This window comes from Dyella sp. EPa41 (assembly GCF_016586165.1).
Lineage (GTDB): Bacteria > Pseudomonadota > Gammaproteobacteria > Xanthomonadales > Rhodanobacteraceae > Dyella.
Window position 1 is genome coordinate 1 of sequence record NZ_BCPR01000108.1, and the last position, 11,828, is coordinate 11,828.

Sequence of the window (11,828 nt, forward strand, 5' to 3'; positions counted from 1 at the left end):
TGGGTGCTCGCGAAAGAACTCCCTACTGCGCCATCCAGCACTGCGATCGTTAAACGACCCGCCTCCCACTTCATCAAGGGCACACCCGGTGCACGATCGCAGCACCTCGATGGCAACGCTCCGTCAGGCTGTCGCGCACTGGGTGCGCTCCCACAAGAGCAGGCAGCTACGCCACAACATCGCCATACACACTCCCTCTCCCCTCCGGGGAGAGGGCTGGGGTGAGGGGTGGGTGCTCGCGAAAGAACTCCCTACTGCGCCATCCAGCACCGCGACCGTTAAACGACCCATCCCCTATTGCGCCAATCGCGCACTGGGTGCGCTCCTACAAGAGCAGGCAGCACGCCACAACATCGCCACATACTCCCTCTCCCCTCCGGGGAGAGGGCTGGGGTGAGGGGTGGGTGCTCGCGAAGGAATCCCCTACTGCGTCATCCAGCACCGCGACCGTTAAACGACCCAGCGCCCCCTTCATCAGCAACACAATGACACCCCCTGTTGCGCCGATCGCGCACTGGGTGCGCTCCCACAAGAGCAGACACCACGCCACAACATCGCCACATACTCCCTCTCCCCTCCGGGGAGAGGGCTGGGGTGAGGGGTGGGTGCTCGCGAAACAACCACCTACCCTACCCAGCCGACCAGCAACATCCATGCGGCACATCTGCGCCGCCTAACTCGCCAAACACGTCGCCCTGACCGCACACCTGGTACGCCAGGCCGCTTGCGGTGGCGGCGACCTGAATGCGCTCACGCGCCGGCTCGCCCAGAGATCGCCGACGAGCAGCAACAACGCATGCTCCTCGACGCATGCTGGCGTATCGCCAAGAACAAGTAGCCGACGCGCAGGAGTCAAAGACAAGATGCGGAGGCATTTTTTTGAGAAAGCCGCACCAAGCCCTCGCCTTCTACGGCAGCGGCGCTGACATGCCTGCCTGCCCGACGCCGTCACGCGCACCCACGGCCAGACGGACACCCATCTCAACCAACCCTGACAGACGATGCCGACCCTGCTTGTTAGGGTCTGGCAGTCACTCGCGCTGTCGTGTTGAAGGGCTTCGCGAATGACCATGACCACCAAGTCATGAGGCGCGAGCCGTGAGTGCTTCCAACACCCACGACCCGCTAACCATCACCAACTTCAAGGCAGTTGATCATGGCTACCCACGATCATACGGTACGCATTCGCCCGTCCGTTCCCGCTGACGGCACCCTCACTCCTCCCGCTGGCGCCCCGCCACACACACGTGCGGCATGGCCCGAAACCCTGCGCCATGGCGCGCGCGGTGACATCGCCCTGGCGGTGCTTGCCCTCACACGTCTTCGTGTCGACAACGAGCGCTGTCGCATCGCGCAGGCCCGAGGCTTTCCCGGAAGGCCACTGCTGTGGCCGCTTTCCATGGCGGAAGCCACCAGCCTCGGCACGGCCATCCACTGCCTCCAGCGGTACGCCAGCCTGCTCGGCCACGAGCCCCGAGTGAACCCACCACACGTCCGATGATCGCCCTTGCGGCGCATCGGCCGGCATGGCGATGCGCCGCTCCCAGGCGATCACCGACAACGCTACCAGGCATTCACTGACACGGAGCGCTGTAAGCGCCTATCCGCTACGCGGCCGTGCCCGACAGGGAAGACAACCCATGGAACTGATCCAACTCACCCCGCACCTGGACGTGGACCCCTCGCAACCACTGCGAACCCCCGGCGACATCCTGCTGCACGCCTATTTGATCCCCCACGCCCTCAACCCCGCCCGACTCGCCCGCCGCACCGGCATCCCCGCCCATCACCTCAAAGCCCTCATCGACGGCACCCGCCCCATCGCCCCCAAAGCCGCCATCCGCCTCTCCCTCGCCCTCGACACCACCGCCTTCTACTGGCTGGCACTACAGGCACGATACGATCTGGAAAGGGCAAAGCCTCTGCTCCATGCCCGTCGCGCTATCGTTGAATAAGCGGACCGGCGTAGATATTTGCGTCACCGACAAGGTCTGCTCTGGGTCGGGAGCGGACCTTACGAATCAACCCGCGACTTCGGCTCCAATGCGCAGGTAAACGTGAATGTCGCTGCCCGTCGCGTAAACGAAGGAGTTCCCGGACCACGAAAAGCCGTAGGCGCGAATGTGGTCGGAGGCAATCCTGAGACAAGCCGACTGTAATCGCTCAATTAGTGCTGACCCGAAATTCGAACAGAAGATCAGATCGCCCAATGGCCAATTGGGACTCACAACCTCCAAGCTTTCCCCGCGCCCTGATCCACGCGGCAAGCCGCCGCCGCTCAAACCCGCAAGCTGAATCGCCTCACCCGCCAATGGGCCGATGCCATCGCAGAGCAATAGTCGCTCGTTGAGCCAGTCTCCATCAGTCTCGTCATCGCGGGCAACTACGGCTCCGATCGTTGGATCGATGACGCCGCGCCCGTTGCCGGAAAGGACAAGGAGCAAATCGGAATTCTTAGAAAAGCCGATATCGGTCAGGCCACCGATGGCAAAGTTTCCGACCAAGCTCCAACCCTCTGGGCAGCGGCCATTGGGGATGTTGTCGAGCAGAGAGATCAACCTTGCCCGATTCTTCGCGTCAATGTCAGACATCTCCATCCTTTGATTTCCCAAACTCCCGCTTAGGTCCGCTCAGGGTCGAAAGCGGACCCTAGACGTTGACTCAGATATGAGTAAAAAGGAGCGAAGCCACCAAACCAACGGATAAGAAGCCGGTGACGATTTGCAGAAGTCTCAGAAACGGCTTGATCTCACCGATGGAATGTCCTGGCTCCAACACAACATGCTGGAGCGCGACAGATCGCGGCAGGGCTGATGAAATCGCAAACACCGTAAGTAGCGCCAACAACGCGAATGGCCCCAGTAGTGGATGGGCTTCAAGTGGTTTGAGCCAATGGTCGGCAAAAAACAGAACGTTCCATAGCAGGGTGGCGAGAATGGCTACGCTCCAGCGAATCGCAAAGCCTTGTGATCGAGGAACATCCGTGCCTAGAGGCCGAAATCCTACGGCCCGTATCTTTTCCAGAACTGACGTTCTGCTCCCCATGCACCAGAAAACGATCTTCGCTGGGTAATCCGTTCGATTGTGGATTATGCGGATGCCGCTTGCCAAAACGGGGATGAAGCCATAGTGCTCGAAAGACACGACATCCTGTTCGGTGAATTCATATGTCCCGAACCCCGAGAGCCTAAGTTGATGAGCGCTAGCCGTGAGCTTAGCGAGTGGCCATGAGGCGTTCACCCAACCAACGCGCGAACCTCCGACGAACGAAACTTCTTCCACTGGCTCCCCCTGTCTAGTGGTCATTTTTGCTACATCTGGAACATAAAGAGCGAGGCCTTGGCTGTCTGCTATGGGTCGCAAGCGGACCTTTTCACGAAACCCAGACTGGAAAGCGAACGAGTACCTTCCACTGATTATTGACACGACGCAGATACACGTAAATACCCTGTCCGCAAAGGCTCCCGCAGTGACGGGCTATGTAGACCACTGCGATATCTCCATCCGTGGAATAACCAGGGAGACTGATGGATGTCCAACCGGTGGCTCCGGGGAACGCTTCGAACAGCTTCTTCCAAGCCTCGTCCAACGACACCTTGCCGGTTGACATGGAGTCCTCGTCGAAGAATCGTCGAATCTCCTGTTCACGGTGCTGTCGCGCCCCCTTACAGGCAAGGCTTTCTGGCAGGGAGACCGTGGAGCCATTCCTGCGTTTAAGGTCTGCAAAAGCACCTGACTCATCGGCTTCCCCCATGTCGTCATTCTCCCTGGGGGTAACAGTTGTCGACGAGAGCAGGACGTACCCGTCCTTGGCTTGGCACTGCGAACTGAGGGAGGCTCGTAAAACCGCCGCATCTTCTCGCTCGATCGGCTGAGTGGCTGTATCGGCCTGCACCGAGAGGCATGGCAGTCCCAGGAGGGCAATAACCGCGACGAGGTGTTTGAGCATCTCTCCCCCAAAGGCTTCCGCCTCAATCTGGCTGCAAGTCGACGTTATTGGCATGTCCGCAATGGGTTGCCGGTTCAACCGGTCAAGGCAACCGAAGACTATCTTGCCCAGCCCGGCTATGGCTCCGACTTCTGGCGCTCAAAGAACTTCCAATGCCCCTCGGAGATGACCTCGACGACGCCGTCCACTACCTTGATGGCGGTCTCGTCGTCCATAGCGTACCCCGGCACGGGGATGCGCGCGGCCCACTTCTCGGCGTCGGCCATGGTGTTGTCCGGGCACATGGCGTTGTCCAGGTGCGGGAAGATCGAGAAACCAACCATGCCCAGTGCGCTGTCGCCGCCGGCGGCCGGCTTCCAGCCCACGAACTCCTCGCCGACGTGCGGAGCCATCACCATGCTGCCGGCGCTCAGCCCCACATAGACCGTGTTGCCGAGCGAAGGGAACAGGTCCGCCAGACCGGACTCGCGCATCCAGTGATGCAGGTACAGCACGTCGCCGCCGCACACCAACAGGGCATCGGTCTCCCGCACCAGGGGAACCCAGTTCTCCTCGTCGATGCTGGGCAGCGCGGTAAGCTCTAGCATGCCCACGGACTTCCATCCCAGTTCGACCATGGGCGTGGGTGTCTGCCCGGCTATCTGCCGCCACGTCATGACGGCGGTCCTGGGCAGCATGCCGTACATCGCGGTGGGGATGCACAGCGCGGTGGACTCGGCGATGGATTTGCCCAGCATGTCGACGAGGGTGTCGCGAATGCTCTGGTTGCTGACACCACCAGAAGTGAGCAGAAGCTTCATCGCGCTTTCCTTGTCCATCGAAAGCCGGGACCGGCCACGGTGAGGTGTGTAAGCCTTGCCGGATTATTCGGCTGGGGAGTCAATCATGGCGATCTGACTCGCACAAGTGTACGAGTCGACCGGCGGGGACCGACCATCCGCGAAGAGGCCATCGTGCGGAAGACAGCCCTGCCCTGCTCTCATAGCCGTCACTTATCAATAGATTTGACTGCGACGGTAAGCACGACCTGATGCGCCGGACCCACCGCCGGTCGCAGCCTCACCTTGAAAAGACCTGTGGCAGGATCCCGCTCGGTGGAAGTGACGGCGGCTCCCGTTGCGTGCGCAACCACGTCGGACTGCGCGTAGCCGACCAGGGTGATATCCGCTTCTTTGGGCGCGACAGCGAGGCTCAACCTGGTTCCATGCGCCAGCTCCTCATAGCCAGTGACACGCTTGCGGCCCATGGAAACGAATTTGCCCGAATCACCGAACACGGCGATGCCCGCGGCGGACACCGGCGCGATGATGCGATAGGCGTAGGCGTCGGGGCCGGCAAGGTTTCCCGTGATCTTTTCCGAAGGGCCCAAGGTGGCTACCGTTTCGGAGGCAGGATCGAAGACGGCCACCGCACTGTTGAATCCCAGCTCACGGGGAGTCGGGGAGAAAGCCGTCGAACCTTTTGACGGATCGCCCGCGAATGCCAGCACGTAGGCCGTGCTGTGGCTGCCGTGTCGGGTGAAGGTGACGGCGATGATGGGCGCGCCGGCGTTTTCCGCTTCACTCAGGTAGCTGCTGTTGAGCGGCATGAGCGGCTCGTCCGGCTTCACCAGATCGCCGTCGGCACGCGCGACCTTGAAGATATTGGCGCGATCAAGCTTCTCGAACGCGTCACCCACACCGACGGGGCCACCGGACAGCACGGCGAACAGCATGGCTGCCGTATCTCCCGACGGCATCACATCCGTCGCCGGCCATGCCCCAAGCTCGTGGATCAGGCGGGCATTGAAAGCCAGTTGCCTCCACTTCGAGCGCTCCAGGCCATCGCCCGCCGCGCGCACTGTCGTCAGGTTCGGGTACTTCACGCCCTGCAGCATGTGCAGCGGATAAGCCATGCAGTACTGCATGGTGATGCCGTGCGCCGCCATGGCGGACGCCATGCCGTCCATGAACCGTTCGCCCATGTCGGGCACGCTGCGCAGCGCCGGCGAGAACTTGTAGGTCGCGTCGAGCCAGTCCTGGAGATAGATCGCGATGCCATTGCTTGCGGCGTAATCCGCAAGCTCGTTCCAATAGCGGCGGTCGACAGCGGCCACCCCGGATATTTCATACCGTTGCCGGTAGGGACTGTCCTTGTCGATGAAACGGTTGTGCGCCAGGAACGGCACTTTCACCCGCTCGTGGAACGCGGCCATGCCCTTCGGAAACACGCCGGGATGGGCTTTCCATGCCACCAGGCCGCCGTAACGGTTCCAGTCTTCGTCAGGCAGCGCCGGATTCTTGATGCGGCCCACCTTCTCATGCGGATTCCACGAACTCTTGTAGTACCACCAGCTGTCGAGCTGGAGGTAGCCAAAGGGAAGACCAGCCTCCCGGCTGCGCTGGAAGAACCGCACGAGTGACTCTTCGTAGTCGAGGCCTTCCGCATATTCGTAGTTGTAGTAGTAGTGCCCGCCGGCGTTGTCGGTGAGCACGCCGATAGAGCGCAAGATCGGATCGGCCTCGGCGGACGCGGGGCTGCGGTGATAGACCCCTCGCAACGCACTGCCCCAGGCGCGGTAGGCGGCGACGGTGTCCGGTGCCGACGCCACGAGCGTCGTCGAGGTAAAGCCTGCCGGCACCTTGGCCACTTCCGCGTTCAGGCCGACGGCAACCCGCGTCCTGGCATCGCCAAGCATGCTGGCCAGGAAGAAATCCGAGGCGGGGGAAACGATGAGCGTATTGCCCGTCGGCGTGAACAACACCCAAGGGGTCGACACCTGCTGCGGGTCATCAAACACCGGAGGCGCGAAGTTCAGTTGCCGGTGCGATAGCGAATGCATCCCGGCTGGCACGATGCTGAAATCCGGGAACGCAGGCGGCGCCACGGGCGCCGCGCCAACCACCTTCCATGAGAAGACCAGCGCATTGGATTTGCCTGGCGCGGGCGCCACGCTCGCCTCGACGCCATCCGCAAGCCGGAAGTGCAGCCCGTTCGCCACCCTCGCGACCGGCGATGCACCGCTTGGCAATCGACCACCAAAGTGCAGCGCACCGTCATCGAGCGTGTAGTTGCCTGTCGCCTCGTCGATGGAGAACCGCAGGCTGCCACCTCTGGTTTGGTAGCTTGCGCCAAGGCCGACCCGTGGCAACAGAAGAAGCGGCAGAAGCATCAAAGCGACCAGCACGCCGAAGCGGATTTTCATGCGGCTATTCCAGTCAACCAACAAAGATGACGGCAAGCATCACACATCCCACTACTGTCCGGGCGTGGTGCTCATATGAAGCAGCCCCCACCCATGGCCGTCCAGGTCGACAAAACTGTGCGTGTACATGAAGCCGAAGTCTTCCGGCTTGTCGTAGGTCGATCCACCGGCGGCGATGGCCTTGGCGACGAGGCTGTCCACCTCCTTGCGGCTTTCGCAGCGGAGGGAAAGCAGAACCTCCACGGCCTTGCTCGTGTCGCAGATCGCCTTGGGCGTGAAGTCCCGGAACCTGGCGTGCGTGAGCAACATGACGTGAATCGTGTCGCTGACGACAACGCATGCGCCGGAGTCGCCGGTGAACTGCGGATGGCTCGGGAAGCCCAACGCATTGAAGAAAGCCAATGATTTCGGCAGGTCGGCTACCGGCAGGTTGACGAACACTTGTTTGCTCATGGATGCCTCCTTTGCGCAGTAGGCAGCGAAGATGCGCGGTGCAATCTGACTTCCGGCGAGCCGTGAGGCCCAAGGGGGCGTCGAACACTTCCTCTGGAGGCCTGCTCCAGGCCGGTGGCGCACCTCAGCCCTTGTCCTCTTCATCGCGGGCATGACCAAGCACGGCAAGCAGCAACCCGCCTGCGCCGGCAATAGCGCTCCATAGACCACCAATGCCGATCACTTCTTGAAGCTGCCAAGCCGCCAGGGCGCCTGTTGCCAGAAGCATTCCGGCAGCCTCGATCCAACCGAGCGGCCGATTGCCGACTTGGAAGAACTTTCCATCGTCACGGTTTATCTGGCGCCTGAATTTAGCCAGGAAGCTCATATCCATGGACCTCAAACAAGACGCGGCAAAGGCAACTCTTTCGGTTCGAGCAGGCGGCAACTCTCCGCTTGGGGCTGCGAACACGTCTGCATGCGGTTCACGGTGCAGGCGATGACTCTACCGTAAGCGAAAGCCGTGCAAATGAGCCGCGATTGGACAGCGCCGTGACCTGGTGCTGTCCGGACTGGGCCAGGATCAGGCGAATAGGTGATCCGCCCTCGCTGTCTCCCTGCAGCCGGCCATCGAGCAGCCACTGCACCTTTTCCACGGCCCCGAGCGCGCGCAAGGTAATGGCGAGTGGCTGGGAACTGTTGGGTGCCTGGCGAAGCTTCGCGCCGTCGCTTATGCCTGCGATTCGAATCGGGCTCGCGACATCCAGTGAATCCGCTGCGCAGCCGGGTGCCAATGGCGGTAGCGCGGCTGCCTTTGCATCCTCGGGAGTGAGCCAGGGGGTGGCCAATGCGGGCCAGCGTGCCAGTGAGATGACGTGCTCGCCCGCGCCATGGCAAGTGGCGCTGAGGCGGCGCTGGTGGGCATCCACCCGCAGCGTCAGCAGCCCTCCGGCCCATGCGGTCAGGTCGCGCTCGGGAAAGGTGGGCGGCAAGGCGCCATCCAGCGTCCACGCCGTGCGACGCATGCGGCACAGCTCGGCTGGCGTGCCGGCAGCCGAGCCATCCAGCGGCCAGCAGATGTCCACGGCGCTCACCGAAGCGGGCCGCGAGGCGCGGGGGTTCGCATGGGTCACGGGAAGCATGCTTGCGACGCTGAACATCAGCGGCAACGCTGTCACGGCGCCATACTGACCGGGTGATGGCGTGCCATCGGGGCGACCGATCCACACGCCGAAGGTCCAGTCGTCCGTGATGCCCATGGCCCAGGCATCGCGATATCCGTAGCTGGTGCCGGTTTTCCAGGCGATGGCATTGCGCGAGCGCAACGTGCCCTCGATGGGCGCGCCCATCACGTCGGCCGGGTTGCTCGAAAGGATGTCCCGTATGATCCAGGCGGCGCCGGGCGACATCAGGCGACGCTGCTGCATGGATTGCTGCGGGGTATAGCGCGGCGTTCCGGCCACACCGCGATTAGCAAAGGCGGTATAGGCTCCCACCAGGTTTTCCAGCCGCGTCGATGCGCCGCCGAGGATCACCGATAGGTTCGGCGTCGCACCATCGGGCAGCCGAAGGTTGATCCCGCCGTTTGCCAGCCGCGCCACGAAACGGTTGGGACCGACCCGATCCAGCACATCGACGGCGGGCACGTTGAGCGATAGCTGCAGCGCCTCGGCGACACTGACCGGCCCCTTGAAGGATTCGTCGAAGTTGGCAGGCCGGTAGCCACCGAAATCCTGTGGCGCATCGACCAGCAGGCTTTGCGAGGTGACCAACCCGTCATCGAGTGCCAAGCCGTAAAGGAATGGCTTGAGCGTCGACCCCGGCGAACGCTGCGCGCGCACCATGTCCACATGCCCCAGGCGGCGAGGGTCGGCGAACTCGGCCGTGCCGACGTACACCCTCGCCTCGAGCGTGGCGTTGTCCACCACCAGTACGGCGGCCGATGTGCGCGACGGCAGGCGCGCGAGGTATTCGCTGACACGATCTTCCAAGGCACGTTGCGAGGTTGGCGTCGACCGTAGTGACGATGCGCCGGTTGCCTGGCTGCTGCTGGTGCAACCGCTCGGCGAGCAACGCCGCATCCAGCGGCGAGCGCAGGGAGCGCGCCACCACCGGCTCCAGTCTTGCATCGGCCACCTGGTCGGTGCTCCAGATGCCCTCGTCCTGCATGCGCTTGAGCACCTTGTCGCGAGCAATGCGTGCGGCATCCGGATGGCGATCGGGACGGTACGTGCTGGGCGACTGCGGCAACACGGCGAGCAGCGCGGCCTCCGCCCGGGAAAGCTGGCGAGCCGGCTTGCCCAGATAAGCCCAGGAGGCTGCTTCCACGCCCTCGATAGGGCCGCCGAATGGCGCATGGTTGAGATAGAGATCGAGGATCCGCGCCTTGCTCAGATGCGCCTCGAGCTGCAAGGCGCGGAAGATCTGCACCAGCTTGCCGGCGAACGTATGCGGCATCGGCATCACGATGCGCGCCACCTGCATCGACAACGTCGATCCGCCGGAGACCACATGGCCATGACGAACAAATCCGGCCGCCGCACGCGCCAGAGAAAACGGATTCACGCCGGGGTGCCGGTAGAACGCCCGATCCTCGTAAGCGAGCAACGCCTTCAGGTACAGCGGTGACACCTGCGCGGCCGTGGTGGGATAGCGCCACACGCCATCGCTGTTGGCAAACGCGCGCAACGGCGTGCCGTCCCGCGCCAGCACCACCGTACTGCCGGTGTCCGGCCCCGGCAGGCGAAGCGGGAACAAGTGGTCCAGCAACACGGCGCACAGCATCAGGCCCGCCAGGCCCGCCAGCAATCCACGGCCAAGGCGCCAGGACCTGGACTTCATGATGCGAGGAAATGAGGGCATGCGCACGCGCATAAGCGAGCCAATGGCCGGGCCGCACCGAAGTGCGGCCCGGTGCCACTCAGGGCTCCTCGACGGTCAACTGGTTGACGGACGACACGCCATAGCCGCGGATACCCGGGCGATACATGTCCTCCACCAGCGGTGCAGGCACCGTGTAGGTACCTGGCGTGACCGCCCTCACCACATAGAACAGCCGTGCATTGACGCCACGCTGGAGCTTCAGCGCCGCGGCGTAGCGGTCGTCACGGTATTCCTCATGCACTACGTTGGCCGCGCCTTCGTGTTCTGCGAGCCGGATACCATCCACCACCACGTCTGCCCACTGCTTGGCCCCTCCAAGGTTGAGGTTTTCGGCTTCCAGGCCGCCGGGCAGCAGGTCCGTCACCAGCGCATCGGGCATGTTTACGCGAGGCTCCATGCTCACTTCCACGATCAGCGTGTCGCCTTCGCGCAACTTTCCGCCCATCCACTCCTTGCCGTCGGTGGTGTAGTAGCGGCGCCGCACGTCCACCTGGCTCGGATCGGCAGCCGGCGCCTTGAGCGGTATGCCGGCCACGTCGAGCGTGGCGAACACCGTGGCCTTGCCGTCGGGCTGGATCATGATGCCGCCAGCCTGCTCCGCGGCGGTGATCTGGCGCACCCATATGGCCTTGCCGTCCGGTACCTTCTCGGCTTTGCCGGCCACCACCACCGACACGGAAAGCGCACGGTGCTCGCCTGCATCGAACGCATGCGCCACGCGTGCGATGGCCACCTGCTCCTGCGTGCTGAGGTACGACCATGACCAGTGGTAGTACGGCACCTTCTCGTCGCTGCTGTGCACCTGGGCCGTCGCATTGCGCGCCCAGTCGATCAACTTGGCGTCGTACTCGGGCTTGTTCAGGCCATATGCGTGCGTCAGCGCAACCATGTTGCCCAGGTCGCGCAGGTCCGAGCCGTAGTCACCCAGGTACCACGGACGCTCCTTGGTCCACGCGAACGCTTCCTCAACGGCCTTCTGCGCGCGTTCGTTGTCGCCCATGAGCTTGAGCGCCACGCCCAGGTGGACCAGCGGCAGTGGCGCCACCAACTTCTGGCGATCGTTGTCGAAAATGGCGCGCAACGTACCCAACGGCGCCCGATTGACACGGGCAAGCACAAAGCCGGAATACGCTTCGTCGGCGATGCGTAGGTGGTCGTGGTGCTCATAGCTGTAGTACGGATGACCACCGGCGAGCAGGTCGTCGTTGAGCCGCTGCAACGCCTTTTGCAGCGCGTCCTGCGGCACGACGAAGCCCGCGTCGCGCGCATCGAGCATGAAGTCCACCACGTACGGCGTCATGAAGGTCTCGATAGGACTGGTGCCGCCCCAGAAGCTGAAGTGGCCGCTGCTTGCCTGGAACGAGGCGATGCGGGCCAAGG

General features: G+C 63.1%; 8 protein-coding genes and 2 pseudogenes. 1 reads left to right on the forward strand and 9 read right to left on the reverse strand.

The features are described 5' to 3' along the window. Positions 1–1,640: 1,640 nt before the first annotated feature. Entirely contained in the window at positions 1,641–1,955 is a 315-nt protein-coding gene (locus JMF82_RS20615) for a HigA family addiction module antitoxin (RefSeq protein WP_201316405.1), read from the forward strand. Positions 1,956–2,021: 66 nt separating this feature from the next. Here the strand turns inward: JMF82_RS20615 and JMF82_RS20620 are convergent, their stop codons facing one another. The 9 genes and pseudogenes from JMF82_RS20620 to JMF82_RS20660 all read right to left on the reverse strand — a co-directional run. Further along, positions 2,022–2,591 carry a hypothetical protein gene (locus JMF82_RS20620; RefSeq protein WP_201316406.1) on the reverse strand — a complete coding sequence of 190 codons (570 nt, stop codon included), beginning with the start codon at positions 2,589–2,591 and terminating at the stop codon, positions 2,022–2,024. Between the two features lie 70 nt (positions 2,592–2,661). Next, a complete protein-coding gene (locus JMF82_RS20625) occupies positions 2,662–3,282 on the reverse strand; it encodes a hypothetical protein (protein ID WP_201316407.1) in 621 nt (206 codons plus the stop codon). A 91-nt stretch (positions 3,283–3,373) separates the two neighbouring features. After that, the gene (locus JMF82_RS20630; RefSeq protein WP_201316408.1) at positions 3,374–3,949 is read right to left on the reverse strand and encodes a hypothetical protein; all 576 of its coding nucleotides are present in this window, start codon (positions 3,947–3,949) and stop codon (positions 3,374–3,376) included. 116 nt (positions 3,950–4,065) lie between these two features. Next, positions 4,066–4,749: a Type 1 glutamine amidotransferase-like domain-containing protein gene (locus JMF82_RS20635; RefSeq protein WP_201316409.1), complete on the reverse strand. Its 684-nt coding sequence runs from the start codon at positions 4,747–4,749 to the stop codon at positions 4,066–4,068. Positions 4,750–4,937: 188 nt separating this feature from the next. Next, entirely contained in the window at positions 4,938–7,133 is a 2,196-nt protein-coding gene (locus tag JMF82_RS20640) for a hypothetical protein (protein WP_201316410.1), read from the reverse strand. Between the two features lie 51 nt (positions 7,134–7,184). After that, complete coding sequence (locus JMF82_RS20645) at positions 7,185–7,586, reverse strand: glyoxalase/bleomycin resistance/extradiol dioxygenase family protein (protein ID WP_201316411.1); 402 nt, start codon at positions 7,584–7,586, stop codon at positions 7,185–7,187. A 124-nt stretch (positions 7,587–7,710) separates the two neighbouring features. Beyond that, positions 7,711–7,959: a hypothetical protein gene (locus JMF82_RS20650; protein ID WP_201316412.1), complete on the reverse strand. Its 249-nt coding sequence runs from the start codon at positions 7,957–7,959 to the stop codon at positions 7,711–7,713. Positions 7,960–8,050: 91 nt separating this feature from the next. Further along, positions 8,051–10,406, reverse strand: a pseudogene (gene pbpC, locus JMF82_RS20655) (penicillin-binding protein 1C). 79 nt (positions 10,407–10,485) lie between these two features. Next, positions 10,486–11,828, reverse strand: a pseudogene (locus JMF82_RS20660) (alpha-2-macroglobulin family protein); the annotation flags it as partial.

What these genes read in the sequence shown, in the direction of transcription:
- JMF82_RS20615 (WP_201316405.1), top strand. Translation starts at nt 1,641, where the DNA reads ATGGAACTGATCCAACTCACCCCGCACCTGGACGTGGACCCCTCGCAA.
- JMF82_RS20640 (WP_201316410.1), bottom strand. Translation starts at nt 7,133, where the DNA reads ATGAAAATCCGCTTCGGCGTGCTGGTCGCTTTGATGCTTCTGCCGCTT.
- JMF82_RS20650 (WP_201316412.1), bottom strand. Translation starts at nt 7,959, where the DNA reads ATGGATATGAGCTTCCTGGCTAAATTCAGGCGCCAGATAAACCGTGAC.
- JMF82_RS20645 (WP_201316411.1), bottom strand. Translation starts at nt 7,586, where the DNA reads ATGAGCAAACAAGTGTTCGTCAACCTGCCGGTAGCCGACCTGCCGAAA.
- JMF82_RS20635 (WP_201316409.1), bottom strand. Translation starts at nt 4,749, where the DNA reads ATGAAGCTTCTGCTCACTTCTGGTGGTGTCAGCAACCAGAGCATTCGC.
- JMF82_RS20630 (WP_201316408.1), bottom strand. Translation starts at nt 3,949, where the DNA reads ATGCTCAAACACCTCGTCGCGGTTATTGCCCTCCTGGGACTGCCATGC.
- JMF82_RS20620 (WP_201316406.1), bottom strand. Translation starts at nt 2,591, where the DNA reads ATGTCTGACATTGACGCGAAGAATCGGGCAAGGTTGATCTCTCTGCTC.